At 59.9% G+C, this 15,987-nt stretch carries 15 protein-coding genes; 4 read left to right on the top strand and 11 right to left on the bottom strand.

The features are described from left to right. The first annotated feature begins 71 nt into the window (after positions 1–71). Genes AB4Y79_RS12675 through AB4Y79_RS12665 form a run of 3 tightly spaced genes read left to right on the top strand, consistent with a single transcriptional unit; the run spans position 72 to position 3,628 of the window. Positions 72–1,475 (top strand): MFS transporter, encoded by a 1,404-nt coding sequence (locus AB4Y79_RS12675; RefSeq protein ID WP_441862227.1) that lies wholly within the window; start codon positions 72–74, stop codon positions 1,473–1,475. 33 nt (positions 1,476–1,508) lie between these two features. Further along, positions 1,509–1,988, top strand: coding sequence for a MaoC/PaaZ C-terminal domain-containing protein (locus AB4Y79_RS12670; protein WP_441862224.1), 480 nt, complete (start codon positions 1,509–1,511; stop codon positions 1,986–1,988). Next, complete coding sequence (locus AB4Y79_RS12665; RefSeq protein WP_441862221.1) at positions 1,985–3,628, top strand: AMP-binding protein; 1,644 nt, start codon at positions 1,985–1,987, stop codon at positions 3,626–3,628. The genes AB4Y79_RS12670 and AB4Y79_RS12665 overlap by 4 nt, the downstream gene beginning before the upstream one ends. Before the next feature lie 31 nt (positions 3,629–3,659). Here AB4Y79_RS12665 and AB4Y79_RS12660 read toward each other — a convergent pair whose 3' ends face one another. The 5 genes from AB4Y79_RS12660 to nthB all read right to left on the bottom strand — a co-directional run bounded on the left by AB4Y79_RS12660 (position 3,660) and on the right by nthB (position 8,283). Further along, on the bottom strand, positions 3,660–4,319 hold the full coding sequence (locus AB4Y79_RS12660) for a TetR/AcrR family transcriptional regulator (RefSeq protein ID WP_441862218.1): 660 nt from the start codon (positions 4,317–4,319) through the stop codon (positions 3,660–3,662). A gap of 795 nt (positions 4,320–5,114) precedes the next feature. Next, complete coding sequence (locus tag AB4Y79_RS12655; protein WP_441862215.1) at positions 5,115–6,209, bottom strand: HoxN/HupN/NixA family nickel/cobalt transporter; 1,095 nt, start codon at positions 6,207–6,209, stop codon at positions 5,115–5,117. Between the two features lie 252 nt (positions 6,210–6,461). Further along, positions 6,462–6,917, bottom strand: a complete 456-nt coding sequence (locus AB4Y79_RS12650; RefSeq protein ID WP_441862212.1) for a nitrile hydratase accessory protein — start codon at positions 6,915–6,917, stop codon at positions 6,462–6,464. A 1-nt stretch (position 6,918) separates the two neighbouring features. Continuing rightward, entirely contained in the window at positions 6,919–7,542 is a 624-nt protein-coding gene (gene nthA, locus AB4Y79_RS12645) for a nitrile hydratase subunit alpha (RefSeq protein WP_441862210.1), read from the bottom strand. Positions 7,543–7,584: 42 nt separating this feature from the next. Next, positions 7,585–8,283, bottom strand: a complete 699-nt coding sequence (nthB, locus tag AB4Y79_RS12640) for a nitrile hydratase subunit beta (protein WP_441862207.1) — start codon at positions 8,281–8,283, stop codon at positions 7,585–7,587. 341 nt (positions 8,284–8,624) lie between these two features. Between nthB and AB4Y79_RS12635 the strand changes: the two genes are divergently transcribed. Next, entirely contained in the window at positions 8,625–9,014 is a 390-nt protein-coding gene (locus AB4Y79_RS12635; RefSeq protein WP_441862205.1) for a recombinase family protein, read from the top strand. A 405-nt stretch (positions 9,015–9,419) separates the two neighbouring features. On the opposite strand, the gene AB4Y79_RS12630 is transcribed toward AB4Y79_RS12635, so the two are convergent. The 6 genes from AB4Y79_RS12630 to AB4Y79_RS12605 all read right to left on the bottom strand — a co-directional run bounded on the left by AB4Y79_RS12630 (position 9,420) and on the right by AB4Y79_RS12605 (position 15,969). Beyond that, positions 9,420–9,623 (bottom strand): hypothetical protein, encoded by a 204-nt coding sequence (locus tag AB4Y79_RS12630; RefSeq protein WP_441862202.1) that lies wholly within the window; start codon positions 9,621–9,623, stop codon positions 9,420–9,422. Positions 9,624–9,803: 180 nt separating this feature from the next. Then, a complete protein-coding gene (locus tag AB4Y79_RS12625) occupies positions 9,804–10,871 on the bottom strand; it encodes an NAD(P)-dependent alcohol dehydrogenase (protein ID WP_441862199.1) in 1,068 nt (355 codons plus the stop codon). Between the two features lie 85 nt (positions 10,872–10,956). Continuing rightward, the gene (locus AB4Y79_RS12620; RefSeq protein ID WP_441862196.1) at positions 10,957–11,799 is read right to left on the bottom strand and encodes an arginase family protein; all 843 of its coding nucleotides are present in this window, start codon (positions 11,797–11,799) and stop codon (positions 10,957–10,959) included. 157 nt (positions 11,800–11,956) lie between these two features. Next, positions 11,957–13,438, bottom strand: coding sequence for a purine-cytosine permease family protein (locus AB4Y79_RS12615; protein ID WP_441862194.1), 1,482 nt, complete (start codon positions 13,436–13,438; stop codon positions 11,957–11,959). Positions 13,439–13,568: 130 nt separating this feature from the next. Then, positions 13,569–14,945 carry an MFS transporter gene (locus tag AB4Y79_RS12610; RefSeq protein ID WP_441862192.1) on the bottom strand — a complete coding sequence of 459 codons (1,377 nt, stop codon included), beginning with the start codon at positions 14,943–14,945 and terminating at the stop codon, positions 13,569–13,571. A gap of 145 nt (positions 14,946–15,090) precedes the next feature. Beyond that, on the bottom strand, positions 15,091–15,969 hold the full coding sequence (locus AB4Y79_RS12605) for an alpha/beta fold hydrolase (RefSeq protein WP_441862190.1): 879 nt from the start codon (positions 15,967–15,969) through the stop codon (positions 15,091–15,093). Positions 15,970–15,987: the final 18 nt, after the last annotated feature.

Here is a 15,987-nt window from a genome sequence, read left to right as displayed (position 1 = left end):
TCGATCGATCGGAATTTGTTTGACGTGGCGGCGATCACACACTACGGTCGCTACAGGCACAGCGTTTCTGTTTGCCGCGGCTTCAGCACGAAGGAGAACTGTCAATGAGGCATTCTGTCCATACTGCGGCCAGCGCCACAATCGTGAACAAGCCAGCACTGAGACGGGTGGCGGGCTCCGTTCTTATTGGTACCACCATCGAGTGGTACGACTTTCAGATCTATGGGGCGTCGGCTGCACTGGTCTTCGCCCCGCTCTTTTTCTCGGATGTGGAGCCGTGGTTGGCGACAATCCTGGCCTTCGGCACGTTCGCAGTAGGCTTCTTTGCCCGTCCGGTCGGCGGTGTCATCCTCAGTCACTTTGGAGACAAGCTTGGCCGTAAGAAGATTCTGGTCTTTGCCCTTGTCATGATGGGGGTGGCAACGGCGCTGGTCGGCGTGCTGCCGACATCGGCCCAGATTGGGGCTTGGGCCCCGGTTCTCCTGGTTCTATTGCGGATCATCCAGGGATTCGGAGTGGGAGGCGAATGGGGCGGGGCGGTGCTGACTGCGGTTGAATATGCCCCCAAAAATCGTCGCGGACTGTTCGGCAGCCTGCCTCAAGTAGGCGTCCCTGCCGGCCTTCTCCTTGCCACCGGCGTGATCCTGGGAACACAGGCCGTTACCGGTGACCAGTTCCAGGCATGGGGTTGGCGGATCCCCTTCCTCCTGAGCATCGTCCTGGTGGCGGTCGGTCTGTATATCCGGGTCTCACTGGAAGAGACGCCTGCGTTTGTGAGGGTGAAAGAATCCAAAGTGGAGACGAAGGTTCCCCTGCTGACCGCATTCAAGATCTATCCTCGGCAGATTATCCTCGCTACCGGATCCATGATCAGTACGGGCGCCTACTTCTACATCATGAACACCTACAGCCTTACCTATGCAGCGCAGTTCGATCTTGTCCCGGCAAATCTCATGCTGGTGGCGGTGATGGCTGCGGCGGTGACCGCCGTCATCTTTATCCCCCTTTTCGGACAGCTCTCCGAAGCCCTCGGGCGGCGCAGGCTTATGCTTTGGGGTGTCGCCGGCCAGGGAATCTGGATTTTCGCTGCCTTTGCCGGTCTTGACTCCAAGAACTTCTGGTTGACCACCGCAGCCTTGGTTTTAGGTGCCTTCATCTTCAGCATCTCTTACGGTCCGCAGGCAACGTTTATCGCCGAGCTGTTTGAGGCCAGGGTCCGCTTCAGCGCAGCATCCATAAGCTTTCAGATGGGAGTGCTCCTGGGCGGGGCTGTTGCGCCAATGATCGCTTCGGTCCTTGTCGCCTCCACCGGCGGCTCTCAAGCGGTGGGCGTCTATGTAGCCTTCCTTGCACTTGTCTCATTCATCAGTGTCTACTTCATCCGCGAATCGGACCTGGAAAAGGGAAGCCGGGACATGTACATCGACGACCAAGGCGTCTACAGGCCTCTCGACGAGGCCAACCCCTCGGCCTAATTTCACCTCAACCCCTCTCTAAGGAATAGCACCATGATCTCAAAGCCATATGAGGACATCGAAGTCGGCGATCTCGCCACAACTGGTTCCCGGACAGTGACTGAGGAGTATGTCCGCTCGTTCGCAGAACTTACCTGGGACCGCCACCCACTTCATTTGAACCCGCAATACGCGGAAGGGACACGGTTCGGTAAGCAGATTGCTCACGGAGCCCTGATGATCTCGACCCTCCTTGGACTTGTGGAGCTCCATCCCAGTTACCTCCTGTGCTTTTACAGCCTGGACAACGTCAGGTTCAAAGCCCCGACCTATTTTGGCGATTCAGTACACGCACTCAGCGAAATATCAGCAGTTGCCCCCCGCAAGGACGGCAAGACCGCCGTCGTCACGAGCTCAGCCAGACTGATCAACCAAGACGGTGTAGTCGTCTTGAGTGGAGACTTCTCCCTGCTCGTAGCTGGGCGCGCAGCGGCTTTGGTCGCACCCAGCACCGAATCGCAGGCAGTACAGTGAGCCTCAGTACCGTACACGACTGGTGGCAGGACCTGGACGCCACGAATTTTCAGTGGGCCATCCCGGGCAGTTTCAATGTCGCCGAAGCCTGCACTGACCTCCAAACAGCAGCTGATCCCGCGCTCATCGTCGATTCCGGCACCTCTGCCGAAACATATTCCTTCGGCCAGCTCGGGACATTGAGCAGGAAGTTCTTGGGACTGCTGCAGCGCTGGGGCCTGAACCGGGGAGACCGAGTGGGCGTCATGATTCCCCAGGGCGTCGAGGTACTCACGGCACACCTCGGGAGTTTCCGAGGTGGATTCGTTACGGTTCCGCTGTCCGTTAAATTCGGACCTGAAGCGGTTGCTTACCGACTGCGTCATTCCGGAGCCAGAATCCTGATCATCGACGCGGAATGCTATGAGCGGGTCAAGGGAGCGCTTCCCACCGTGGCCGGGCTCCAACACGTAGTTGTCGTCGGCAAGGACTTCACGTCAGTCAATGGACCTGCAACCATCCATGATTACGCGACAGAGCTTGAAACCCAAGCGGAATCGTACGACCAGGCCGCTACAGGTCCAGAGTCACCGGCGATCATCATCTACACCTCGGGGACCACCGGCAATCCCAAAGGGGCACTACACGGCCACCAAATACTTCTGGCCCACATGCCCGGGGTGCGGACAGCATTTGGAAACGCGCCGCAACCCAACGATGTCTTTTGGACGCCTGCCGACTGGGCCTGGATTGGTGGCCTGTTCGATGTCCTGTTCACGGCCCTCTCCCTCGGATGCCCGGTCGTAGCCACACCAGACAAGTTCGAGCCCACGCGCGCACTAGAGCTGATGAAGTCGCACCGGATTACCTGCGCCTTTATTCCGCCAACCGCCTTGAAGCAGATGAGGAGTTCCGGTATCGACGCCAGTTCTGCCGCCGGCACCGCTATCCTTACTCTGGCAACCGGCGGTGAGGCGCTGGGCGAAGTTCTCGAACGATGGGTCGAGGAGACATTCCAGGCACCAATCAACGAGTTCTACGGGCAGACCGAAATGAACCTCACCGTCGGCACTTCGCGGGCGCAGCGAGTGAGCGGTCCAGGCTGCATGGGAAGGGCCTTTCCCGGCTTCCGGGTCGAACTCCTCGATCCCTCGGGTGCTCCTGTACCCGAGGGGCAGACGGGTGAGATCTGCATCGGTGCCGGTAACCCCGGCCAAATGATCGGATACTGGAATGATCCAGAGAAGACGGCCGAGAAAATACACGCCGGCTGGATCCACACTGGAGACCTGGCAAAAGCCGACGCAAACGGCGACCTTTGGTACCAAGGCCGCGCCGATGACGTCATCTCAACGGCAGGGTATCGTGTTGGCCCCGGTGAAATTGAAGAATGCCTGATGTCCCATCCCGCAGTTTCGATGGCCGCCGTTATAGGCGTTCCTGATGAGTTGCGGGGCGAGGCCGTGAAGGCCTTCATAGTCCTCGCCCAAGACGTCGTCCCGTCGGAGGAACTGACTGCCCAGTTGCAGAACCACGTAAAACTCAAGCTTGCGTTCTATCAATACCCCCGCTCAGTTTCGTACCTGAATGAGCTGCCAATGACGGCTACCGGAAAAATTATGCGTAAGGAACTACGGAGCCTGGCAATTTCAGATGTGTGAGCGGCGCGGGGTAGCCGGCCCTAACGGCCGGCTACCCCCAACGGCGCTGGTCCCCCGCGCCGGCACGGAGCGGCTCGCTCGGAAGTAGTTTGGGGGCATGCACGTAGTCGATGCCCTCCAGGGCTGCCGGGTCTACGGCAAGCACTTTACAAGCCATGTCCACGAAAAATCTTTGGACGTCCGGGAGGTCCAATCGACCCTCCGGCCGATACCAATGAGCTACGCCAGTACCCATTTCCACGATGGCGAGTCGGGCCATCGACAAATCATGCGTCGTAAACACGCCGATGCGTTGACCTCGCTCCAATACCTGAGCGAACAGCGACTCATATTCGTCCCTCATGTTCTGAAGCTCGGGACGGGCGGCGTCCGACAGGGCGCGCATCTCATACTCCGCCACCCTGGCTGTGAGCTGGTTGACCGCGCTGAATCCGACATGGGACGACACCAGCCCGGCAAGCTGAACCACTGGCTCGGAACTGGCTCGCAAAGCCGCCACACCCGCCTCAATAAAACCCTGCAGGCACGCCCGCATGATGCTGACGAGAAGGTCCTCTTTGCTGCCCACATAGTGGTACAGCGTCGCCGAGTTAATGCCGGCAGCAGTCCCCAACTCACGGATACCCGTTGCCGCAAACCCCTTTGTGGCAAAAAGGGAAACTCCTGCGCGCTGAACTCGCTCCAGGTCCATCCGGCGTCACCCTCACTTTGCTCATATCGGGCGGGTCATCCGCGGCCAGGCACTGGTGCAAATCATACGGGATCCTATTTCCGCCGGTCGACGCCCCACAGCACAACACCTAACACTCGTAGGCGGCCTACCCGCGGTAAACCGGCGTCGTCCCCCGCCGGCTAAAGACAGGGGAAGACAAGAAGAATGCATCTTGCTGATGGCCAGGACCCAAAGTTGAGCGCTGTCTTTGGGCTCGCCCTGAAGCTCCATTGACCAGCTATCGCCGCTGCGAAACCCGGGACTCCGGTCGCGGATGGTAGTTCCTGAAAGTACAGGCGAAGCAACGTCCTGTCGTTGAATACACACTGGGGCCGGTTGCGTTCATGAGTTTTTCCACGTACGACATCTCTCTATTTGTCCCGGCCTCCGTGCTTCCGCGCTTCCGCCTGAGCGGATAGCGTGCAATGAGGCAGGAACTGCCGACTGCAGTGCGCACTGTTGCCAACGGGCGCAACTGCGTTCTTCACGTTCTTGGTGAGCCGACGTCCTGCCGCACGACGACCCGCCCCAGGCTGGACCCCTGCTGTACGGGGCCGAAGAGTGCGTGTAGCTGCCCGGTCATGCCCATCCTTTTCCGATTTGCCCCTCATTCGTGCACTAATCGACCACAGCGGTGAGCTGACGGTTGTTTCGTTGATCATCGCTGCAGCCCTGTTCCCAAGCGGGTCATTGCCGGAAGCGTCGAGCCTTTGATCCTCTGATCGGGCCTGGAGCGCCGGCCGCCCCGGACTTTATGCCGGAACGCAATTCTGCTCATTTCCTTGAATTAAAGATGGACGGGCTCTCCGTGGCTTCAGGGCCCGCGTTTCCTGAGCGGGCGAAAAACCACGCTGCCACGTAGGCGACGATGAACATACCCACCACGGCGAATCCGAAAAGTTCGAAGTTCTGGGAAACATCAGCGACCGGAGCGAGCCAGCCAAACATCGGAAGTTCGGTTAACAGCCCGCACAAATAAATAGCGGCGACGAAAAAGCCAATCACGACTGTCACTCCTGTGGTGGCGGTGTTGAAGTACAACCGCCGTTGAGGATCGTGGTAGGACCAGGAATAGGCACGTGCCATGAAGAGCGAGTCCGCTGTATCAAAGGCGCTCATCCCCGCAGCAAATAGCAACGGCAAGCTGAGAACTGCCAGCAGTGACATTGCGCCACCTGTAGCAGCCGAGGCCGTGAGGGTCAGTAAAGCGATTTCGGAGGCGGTCTCCAGTCCCAGGCCCATGAGCAGACCAACGGGGTACATGTGCCAGGAGGAACGAATCAGACTCCGGAATCGGCCGCCGAGTAGTCGGTTGAATAGACCGCGTTCTGCCATGCTGTGTTCGAGATCTCCAGAGACGTCTTCACCCGCGCGAAGCCGGCGCACGAGCGTGACGAGGTTGCGCAGAACTAATGAATTGAGTCCGGCCACGAGCAGGAGAAAAACTGTGGCCACGATTGCCGCGACCAGTCCCCCGGCCTCCTGGACGCCAGCAAGGTCCGTCGACTTCAAAGAGCTGGCGCCGAATGCAATAAAGAGCGCCAGGACGAGCACGACCGTTGAGTGCCCCATGGCAAAGAAGAAGCCCACGCCTACGGAACGGCGGCCTCGGACGAGCATCAAGCGGGTGGTGTCGTCGATAGCGGCGATATGGTCGGCATCAAATGCATGTCGGACGCCCAGCATGTAGGCAAGCATGGCTGATCCCGCCAGTCCACCTGCCCCTGCCGGGTCGCCACTGAAAAAAAGGTGCAGAGCGACACCCAAGACATGCAGCAGGAGAACGGCGGCGAGGATCAATGCAAGGCGTCGACGTTCGGCGCGAGACCATGTGCGGTCAAAGTGGGGTCTGGCGATGGCGGTCGTCAATCTGGTTCCTTTGGTAGGTGTCCGACCAGGTCGGATCCCGGGGCGGGGTTGAGGACACCGATTAAGCCGGCAGCGTCTCGGTATGCCCATTTCTCAGCCCGCTGTGGTCTCTGAGGCGGGTGCAGGCGTCGGCGGTGGCTGTAAGGGCTCCTGGTGGAGTCAGCGATTGGGTAGTTCCTCTACATCCGATCGTCGGGCCGGTAGGGCTCGCTTTCCCGCGATTGGCATAGGCAACCGAGGCGGGACCTTTTCCTACTGGTCGCGACGGTGAGCTTCTCCCCGTTCGGAAGAAGCGACGGGAGCGGAGACGGCAATGGGTTCCCGCACGGCATGGTGGTGGTTATTGTTCGGCGGAACCGCCAAGACCTCCTGCGTCCTGCTCTCGAGCTCGCTGCCCGCAACCATCCCTTTTTCCTGCATCAGTTCTTCAAGCGCCATCATCCATCGTTCGTAGTAGCTCCAATCGCTGGAACTGGTGTTCGAGGCCTCCCACTCCTTGATCAATTTGATGAGACGGGCCTGGAAGTCCTTCCACTCGAACCGGCCCTGCGCGTGCAAGGCCGTCGTGATGCTGAAGGCGCGGATCTCCCAGGCCTGGTCGAAGGCAACTTCTCCCGAGCGGCGCGGAATCTGCTCGCTGAATGGCAGGGCTTCCACCAAGCTATCGAGGCTTTCCTTGGTATCCGTTTCTACGTTGATCTTGTTCATGTCAGGCCTCAATGGCTGCGGGTGGTACGGAGACGCCAATCAGGGAGTCGCGAGTGACGAGTTCAGTGAGCTGTTCCTCAGTGAAGCCCTCGGTTCCTTCGGGCCGTTGCGGCAAAACCCAGTAGCGGAGTTCGGCGCTTGAGTCCCATACCCGAATCTCGATGCTGGGGTCGGGGAAGTAGCCGAACTCCGCCATGACCTCCCGCGGATTACGCACAGCTTTGGCTCGGTATGCGGGGTACTTGTACCAGTTCGGCGGTAGACCCAGGACGGGCCAGGGATAGCACGAGCACAACGTACAGACAACGAGATTGTTTACCGAGTCCGTGTTCTCCAGAGCGATCATCTCCTCGCCCTGCATACCGCCGACACCCATTTCCTGGCACGCGCTCGTGGCGTCAGCGAGGAGGCGGTTTTTGAACTCGGGATCGACCCAAGCTCGCGCAACGATTTTCGCGCCGAGTTGGGGGCCGACCTCTTTTTCGTAGACAGAGGACATGTAGTCAATAGCGTCGGTGGAAATGAGTTCCTTTTCAACAAGGATGGCTTCCATCGCTTTTACTCGCGCGGCGATCTCTTCATTGGATCGCGGAAAGGTGCTGGGCTGCGGACTAAGTGTGGCCACTGGTCAGGCTCGATTCTGTCAGAAGGGGAGGCGGAGGTTGGTCTAGCCGCGATTACCGGTCGGGTCAGCGCGTTTCAGGTAGGGTTCCCATACGTCGAAGTAATTCACTGCTTTTGGGTCTGCGCTGTCGGACCACAATTCGTCTGCACTGAACTTCACGGTGTATAGATGCTCCGGACATTCACCGGCGCCCACGGCGTTGGTATCGGGAAAGACGTAAGCTCCGTGGGCCGCTACGATCTCACCGGTACGTCCGCGGATGTACGCCGCACGCCGCGTATGGGTAGTTGAGACCTCAGGCCTAACGACGACCTTGTCACCGAGAGCAAACGCGGCTTCCTTCTCGCTCTGGCGCCGATAATCGTCTCCGGCCGCGATCATCTTTTGGAGCGTCTGCACCAGGTCCGGGTCGCGGCGGGACGGCGGGGCCTCATCCGGATGTTGCTTATAGAACTCTGTGAGACGTTGGACCTCCTCCGGATCGAAAATTCCTGCCCCGATCCCATAGTGGAGCATCGAATCTATCCAGTGCTCGTAGTACTGCGCTGTCAGATAGTCGTGCGGCGGAATCTGCTCCATTCCTCCGCGGAACTGGTCAAGGTTGAACGCTCCGGCCAATGCCATGGCGGGAAACATCACTAGAACTGACCGTTCCCAATCCGAATGAAAAACAGGCTCATCAGCCTCTGGCGCGATCGGGCCCAGCCCTGCTCGCCCCCCAAGATCGTGGATACCATCCATGAGATTCGTGCTCCTTGCTGGCTTGGATTCCTCAACCTTAGGAACAGCAATTCAATAGGTCAATAGATATCGATATATTGATGTGTTACCAGTTTGTTAACGCTCTGGTGACCCTGCGCAAAAGCAGGAATAGCTCCCCTGACTGGGCAATTCTCACGATCAAGCCGGCGCTGTGCACGAAGTCTGCAACCCACTGCCGGGTCGGTCATGGACAGCACGAAAAATGTACTCGCAGGCAGGGCGCCGCAAAACGGAGAGGCCGGCAGCATCGTTATGGCGGAGCTGCGGGACAGTCTTGAGCCGGGCCAAGGAGAGGCTCTGGATGTCCGCACACCGTGGTTATGCACAGCATGGACAGGATCGCCCGAAACCTCGATGACCTGCGGGGCTGGTCCAGGCCCTTACTCGCAAAGGCGTGCGGGTGGAGTTCGTCAAAGAGAGCCTGGTCTTCACTGGAGAGGAATCCCCCATGGCCAACCTCATGCTCTCCGTCATGGGTGCCCTTCGCAGAGTTCGAACGCTCCGTCATCAGGGAACGCCAGCGAGAAGGCATTGCTCTGGCCAAGCAGCGCGGCGCTTACAAAGGGCGGAAAAAGACCCTCACCCCCGAACGGGCCACCGAGTTGGTCCACCGTGCCGGCGCCGGGGTTCCCAAAGCCGACCTTGCCCGCGATCATGGGATCAGCAGGGAGACCGTCTACCAGTACTTGCGCCACGCCAAGCTGGGGTGAGCCGCTGCCCTGCCGTGCCATAGCCGACGCGACGTAGCTTGACGGAATCATAATTATCGGCGTTGGGCTACTGGTGGGGGGAGCGGCCGCGGCAAAGCACTGCCAGATCACGGGTGACGGCTTTAATGGCGTCGTTCCGACTTGCACGCCTGCTGCCAGTGCTTGGCGCTACGGAACTGTTTCCATTACTGGATATTGGGTCGAAAAAGATTACATCTGCCCGTTGTCGCGCAATGGATAGACCTTGCGCGGGAGAGACGCGAAATTCCTCGAAGTGCGCAGACACCGTTGCGGGTTGGACGCTTGGGTACAAGACGCCAAGGACTAATACACTGCTCTGGTGCCGGGAGCCCTGGAAAAGGGATGGGGTCGTGTTCAGTGCCGGATGCATAGGTGTCGCCTCCTTCAGAGCAGATCGAGTTCCCGGGTGAAGCCGAACGGGATGTCGGGGCTGAGGGCGACCGTGTACGTTGTGAAGTCCACCCTGGTCACGAGAAGGCCCGAGCTCGTGGCCTTCTCGCGCAGTACTGCGCTTGCGTGCTCTAGTTCGCGGTTTACCGAAGCGGCGTCCTCGACTTTGACAACGATAGGCGACGTCTCTGCGGACATGGTCGTTCCTCTTCCTTCGATTCTGTGCGCGGTTTCTTAGACCTTTGCGGTTCACAACGGCGTGTAGTGTGCGACCAAAAGTTTGTGGTCTAAACGGCTTGCTCAAAGCTCAGGCTCAGGTGCCATAGCCGACCCTTGTAAACAATTGCCGGGCCGGCCTACCAATCTGGCTGCCGAATCCTAGAGCGTGACCACGGATTTGATCAGGTCCGCGGGCTTGTTTCGTGCCAAAAAGATTGATTCTTCGAGGCCTTCCCAGCCGTGAAAACGGTGCGTGATGAGGGGTTTAACGTCTAGCCGGCCTGCTGATAGAAGCGCCCCGAGCTTCTCCAGACGGAGGCGTCCGCCGATCATGGCGCCTCCGATGATCTGTTTGTCGCCCATGCCGAATCCCCATTCGGGGCTGGGTACTTGCACGGTGTCGTGCAGGTCCATGGAGATGACGCTGCCGATTTTGCCTCCGGGCTTTACTGATCGGACTGCGGCCGTGAAGGTTTCACCGTCACCGCCGCAGACGCACACACGGTCCACGCCTTTGCCTCCGGTGAGTTTCAGCACCTGGTCTTCGATGGCTCCGTCCTTATACTTGATGAATTCGGTCGCGCCGTAAGCTTTTGCTGCTGCGATAGATGCCGGGCGGGAGCCGACGACGATGACCCTGGCGGCTCCACGAAGCAGACTGGCTGCGACTGCCATGAGCCCCACTGGTCCTATTCCGATGACGAGCACGGTATCCCCGAACTGGACGTCCGCGAGCTCGACGCTTTGGAACCCCGGCGGGACCATGTCGCTGAGCATGACGGCTTCTTCGGGAGCGACTCCTTCGGGAATGAGTGCGAGGTTGCCGTCGGCGTCGGTGCAGGCGAAGTACTCGGAAAACATGCCGTCTTCCGTGTTGGAGTATTTCCAGGCGTTGAGCATACCGCCCGAATGTGAGGAGGCTCCGCCCTGGGCTTCGAGGGAACTCCAGTTGGGTGTGACGGCCGGAACCACGACTTGGTCGCCGGGTTTGAAGTCCTTGACCAGAGAACCGACCTCAACAACTTCGGCGCAGGACTCGTGGCCCAGGATCATGTGATGACGTTCGCCAAGGGCGCCTTTCCAGACTGTCTTCACGTCAGTGGTACATGGAGCAAGGATGGTTGGCTTCAGAATGGCATCCATCGGCCCGCAGACGGGAAGGGGCTTTTCAATCCATCCGGTCTCGCCGATCTTGAGCATTGCGTAGCCACGCATTGATTCCGACAAGGTCTTTCCTCTTTCTGTCCGTGCCACCGGTGTTGCGGGGCCTTGTTACTGGTTCAGCTGGCGGAGCGGCCTGAGGCCGGGCACCTTAGCTGAGGACAGGGAATTTTGAGAGTGCGTTCTTCAGGTGCGCCGCGTCCCAGGGGAGGTGTTCGGCGATGCCCATGCCGACGACATCCGTGCGTTCTGCTACGTCACAGATGAGCCGTGTCACTTGGGTGAAGGTCATTTTCCCTGCTGGGTACATCTTGAGCCAATCAATTTCGGGTTCTGGCTCGGCGAATAGGACGGAGCGGAAAGTGGCGGGGTCAAGCACGTCAAGATCGAGATGGATGGCCAGATGCGTGATGTTGTTTTCTGCGATCCATTCCAGGACTGGGGTGCTGTCATGCTGGAGGACTTCCGGGCTTGCGACCTTCAACCCGAGACGGCTTATGACCTCGGATTCCTGCTCCGTGAGGCCGGTTTCGCGCAACCCGGCGTACATCACCTTCTGTGGCAATAGAGGAACGCGTACTTCGGCGGCGAACTCCGGGTCACCTTCACCGAGCAGATTTCCCAGGACCATAGTGTGGGCGTTGGTGAAGTCCTTGGTTGTCTTGACGTCGGGATGGGAGTCGATCCAAAGAACACCCAGCTCGCCGTTGTACTTTTCGTTCAGGTAGGAAAACGGCGCCTGCTCCACCAGGCAGTCACCGCCAAAGACGGCGATCTTATCCGGCTGTTCAGCATCTATCAGGACGCGGGCTTCCTTAAGTTGCTTCAACAACGCGGTGCGATGGGAGATGCCGTTTTCGGGGGTGTCATCGCTGTGGAAGGGCTCCACCGGTACCCTCGCCACTGGTGCGTCACTGGCGGGTGCCAGCCAAGCAAGCAACTCGGACCCGATCGGGTACAGCTCGTTGTTGCCCCCCTGCCATTGCGGCATCATCAACCGAAGTGTCTTTGAACCTTCTTTTTGCACTTTCTTATCCTCTCTGGTGGCCTCTGTGACCTAGTCTGGCGGCATCATCCGGCCGTGGGTAGCCGGGGTGAATGCCTGTAGCCGGGCGCCCAAGGACGCCCGGCTACTGGGTAGATGGGCGGCTTTAGCCCTGCTTCTCGTAGCTGGGGGACGGTGCTGCTGTCTTGGATTCGGGCCGGTTCAACGCCGGGGTCGTCCTGCTCAGGGGACGGAAGCGGAGGAAGGCGAGGTAGGCCACGGCGGCCACCAGGGCTCCGACGTAATGGGATAGGTCCCCCAATTCCGGGTTGGCAGCCGCTATCGGTCCGGTCCACCGGGTCCAGACCCAGAAGGGTGCCGAAGCCGCGCAACCAATCAGCCAGGCGAAGAAGCCCCATTCAACGGCTCTGCGTTTGTCGAACAGTTCGCCGAGCCTGTCCAGCCTGCGCCGGCCTCCTACGAAGTAATCGAGGAGCACAACAACCATGTAGGGGGCGATGAAGTATCCGGAAAGGAGCAGGAAGTCGTAGAACGTTGTGTAGATGTTTTCCTGCAGCAGCAGTGCGATGACGTAGGCAACGACAACGATCAGCAGTGCGATGACGTAGGCAACGACAACGATCAGCATGGCACCGACTTGCCGGGACACCTTGATGCCAAGGGTGAGTACCGAAAGGGCGCCGCCGTAAACAACCAGCCCGTTGGTTGGAAGGCAACCCAGAACCAGGGCTGCCATCGCCAGTGGTGCCCAGTCACCGGTGAGCTCGGCGATTGCTTCGACCGGGGCCAGTCCCCCGGCGAAATTCGAAACCAGAACGCCGGTGCAGCCGAGCCAGAGCGAGGGCACAAGATTTCCCAGTGCGGTGAAGGACGCAACTCGTGTTGCCGAGGTCTTGATTGGCAGGTAGCGGGCAAAGTCCGAGGCAAATGGTGCCCAGGCGAGGGACCAGGCAAGGAAGAATCCGACGGCGGTGATCCATCCGCCGCCTTCGCCGATGTAAGCAGGGGCTTCGGTATTGACGCCGAAGGACCAGTCAGCCTGGCGCAGGGCAAGGATGGTGATGATGAGGAAAAGGACCCCGAGGATTACGCTGCCGATCTTGTTGATCAGGTGGAGCAGGTTGTAGCCCCAGACGGAGAAAATCGCGACGACCGCGAAGATCAGTCCTGCGCCCAGCCAGAAGGGGATGTTGATGATCTGCTGAAGTGCCAAGGCTGCGAAAACGGTGTTGACGACAGCCCAGCCCACAGAGGCAAAAACATTGACGAAGGAAACGGGCAGGAGGTTGCCGAGGAATCCGAGGGGCCCGCGGGCCTGGATCTGGACGGGCACGCCCAACCTGACCCCCATGGTGGAAAGGACTCCCATCAGGAGGGCGCCAAGCAATGAGCCGACGACCACTGCGCTGAGGGACTGCCATACAGACAGGCCAAGCAAAGCCGGGAAGAAGCCTGTGATGAGCAGGCTGAGGGTCAGGTTCGCGGACAGCCAGGTGGTGAATTGTGTGTAGGGCTTTCCGTGGCGGTCGGTTTCGGGGATGTGCTCGATGCCGTAGGGCTCTATGGTGCGTGCCGACGCACCGTAGTTCAGGTCCGCGGAAAGCTGAGCAGTTGGTTCTTGCTCCATGATCTTGCTCCAGTGTGTGTGGTTCAGTGAGGTCCCCACGATGAGGGGGTCGCTCCCCCGGTGCACGGCCTGTGCACCGGGGGGCTTGGGCGCGAGTCAGCGGTTTTACGGGTCCGGATCTGTGGGCTGATTACCTCGGGGTTGGGTCCTCTACGTCAGTTGGTGAGGGGACGTGGACGGGATCAATGACGTGCTGGTGCTTGCGGGCGAACAGCACGGAGAACCCGGACAGGACCAGCGGGATGGAGCCGAACAGGAAGGCGGTCATGGTCCAGTCGAAGCCGTTGCTTAGCAGGACGGCGGCGGCGGCGCTGGCGAGGATGGCGCCGATGGGGCCGACTGCTGCGACAAAGGCAGAGCCTCGTCCGCGGATACTTGTGTCGTAGCTTTCTCCGACGAAGAAGAGTACCGCTGCGTAGGGGCCGTTGAGGAAGAACTGGCCGAGGCTGTAGAGGGCGACCACGGTCCAGTAGTCGCTGGGTCCGAAGATCATGGCGGTGAATACGACACCACTGGCCATCCAGCCGAAGGCGATGATGTTGCGGCGGCCGAATCGGTCTCCCATGAGGCCGTGGAAGAGGTAACCGAGGTAAGCGACGAAGTTGGACATCAGCAGCAGCGTGAGGGCGTCCGCGAAGGCGAAGTTGTGAACCGTCGTGAGCACCGTAGTGCCGAGGATGTTGAAGACGAGAACGGGGAAGTAGTTCAGGACGTGGCCAAAGGACAGCGCGAGCGTGGTTCGCAGGTTACGGCCCTTGAAGATGTCCGCGATGGTGCTGGGCTTCTCGCGCTCGTCATTCATGCCCAGGATTGATCCCAGTTCCAGGGCGTCAGCGTGGTGGCCGTCGGCGTTGAGCTGGCGGAGTTTGGCGACTGTTTCGAACTGTGGTGATTCCCGGAGTTTGCGGGCCAGGATCGCAACGACAAAGGAGGGAACGGCCGCGAAGATGAAGCAACCGGCCCAGCCAAGGGTAGGCAGCAGGACGGCCGTCAATGCTGCGGCAAGAAGTGCCCCGACGGGCCAACCGCCCTGGACGATCGAGTAGATGAAGCCCTGACGCTTTTTGATGCGGGGGTCATCCGAAGCGCCGTAGAGCTCGCTGAGGTAGGCGCCGTTGATGCCCTGTTCGGTGAGTCCGAGGCCGCTGAGGGACCGGATGGCGATGAGGATAGGAGCCGGGACGAACGCGGCCAGTGCGGTCAGGGCGGACGCGACGCCTGCACCTGCTGTGGCGAAAGCCATGCCGGTTTTGCGCCCGAACTTATCGACTACCGGTCCTGCGAGAAGCCCGACGACGACGCCGCCGGCCGACATCCAGGTCACCAGTGATGCCTGTTCGGCTTCGTTCAGGCCAAGGTCTTTGCCGATCTCCGGCAGGAGGGTGCCGAAGAGGATGAAATCGTAGACGGCGAATGTCCATGCCAGGAAAGCGATGATGGATGCGAAGGTGATTTGGCGGGTAGTAACGTGCGCCGGCCGCCAGGCAGTGTTCTCTGTTGTTGACATGTTTGCCTCAATGGTGTGGGGAACGGGGTGCATCTTTGGGCATGGCGGCCTAAGGACTTGGCGGCGTAGTAAGCCTCTTGATGCTTCGGTGAGGATGTTTGGAGTCCGGCGGGCCGGATAGTGCCGGCCCGCCGTGAGGTGGTTCCTAGGCGGACTTACCTTCGATTTCTTCGAGGATGGGCAGGAGGAACTTGCGGAACTCGTCGTAGTTTTCGGTGACCGGGAAGTGCCCGAGCTTGGGCATTTCCCAGAACTTGGAGCCCTTGACCAGGTTTGCTGCTTCCTTGGTGTCGGCCGGGGAGGTGTTGGGGTCGTATTCGCCGGTCAGGAAGTAGAGCATGCACTTGCTGGTGTCGATCGCTGCTGCTTCTTCTGGGCTGACGTTGTGGTCGTAGTAGTAGTAGTAGAGGTCACCGGCGAAGACACCGGGTCCGCCGCACTGGTACTCCCACTGGATCTCACGGACGTTCTCCTCCGGGGAGTAGGGGGAGATGTTCAGGAGCATCGCCGCGCCCGTTGAGGTGCGTGAGACGTTGGGGTTGTCGAACTCACGGCGGATCCCGTCCATGCCGACCTCGACGTACTCGGCGGCGGAGCGAAGGGCGCCTTCGACGGAGATGGTGGCACGGTAGCGGTCGTTGAAGTTCGAGGCCAGATCGATGGCCAGGTGCCCGCCCATGGAGCTGCCCAAGTACACGGGACGGTCCAGTTCCAGTGCTTCTGAGAGGGCGTTGGGAAAGGCCATCATCCGGGACTTTGTCATGGTGTATTCCTTCGTCCACCACTTCTCACCGTGCGGAGGCAGGGACTTGCCGTGGAACGGAAGGTCGAAGGCGATGACGCGGTAGCGTGAGGTGACCTCGTCGTCGTTGAGAAGGTGACGGTACTGGCGTCCGTCGGAGCCTGCGGTGTGTCCGACGATCAGCGGGATGCCCTGACCGGCTTCTTCGTAGTAGACCCGGTATTCGATGTCTTCGACGGTGAGGTAGACGTAGCCACCCTTGATGGGTTCGAACTTTGCCATGGCTTTTACGCTCCTTCG

This window comes from Pseudarthrobacter sp. YAF2 (assembly GCF_052113345.1).
Classification (GTDB): domain Bacteria; phylum Actinomycetota; class Actinomycetes; order Actinomycetales; family Micrococcaceae; genus Arthrobacter.
Note: the sequence above shows the minus strand (reverse complement) of the source record. Positions and strands in the feature narration are given on the sequence as shown.

Excerpts from the sequence above, each read along its gene's own strand:
- AB4Y79_RS12670 (WP_441862224.1), top strand. The coding sequence starts at position 1,509 with ATGATCTCAAAGCCATATGAGGACATCGAAGTCGGCGATCTCGCCACA.
- AB4Y79_RS12660 (WP_441862218.1), bottom strand. The coding sequence starts at position 4,319 with ATGGACCTGGAGCGAGTTCAGCGCGCAGGAGTTTCCCTTTTTGCCACA.
- AB4Y79_RS12650 (WP_441862212.1), bottom strand. The coding sequence starts at position 6,917 with ATGAACAAGATCAACGTAGAAACGGATACCAAGGAAAGCCTCGATAGC.
- nthB (WP_441862207.1), bottom strand. The coding sequence starts at position 8,283 with ATGGATGGTATCCACGATCTTGGGGGGCGAGCAGGGCTGGGCCCGATC.
- AB4Y79_RS12635 (WP_441862205.1), top strand. The coding sequence starts at position 8,625 with ATGCACAGCATGGACAGGATCGCCCGAAACCTCGATGACCTGCGGGGC.
- AB4Y79_RS12630 (WP_441862202.1), bottom strand. The coding sequence starts at position 9,623 with ATGTCCGCAGAGACGTCGCCTATCGTTGTCAAAGTCGAGGACGCCGCT.
- AB4Y79_RS12620 (WP_441862196.1), bottom strand. The coding sequence starts at position 11,799 with ATGATGCCGCAATGGCAGGGGGGCAACAACGAGCTGTACCCGATCGGG.
- AB4Y79_RS12615 (WP_441862194.1), bottom strand. The coding sequence starts at position 13,438 with ATGGAGCAAGAACCAACTGCTCAGCTTTCCGCGGACCTGAACTACGGT.
- AB4Y79_RS12610 (WP_441862192.1), bottom strand. The coding sequence starts at position 14,945 with ATGTCAACAACAGAGAACACTGCCTGGCGGCCGGCGCACGTTACTACC.
- AB4Y79_RS12605 (WP_441862190.1), bottom strand. The coding sequence starts at position 15,969 with ATGGCAAAGTTCGAACCCATCAAGGGTGGCTACGTCTACCTCACCGTC.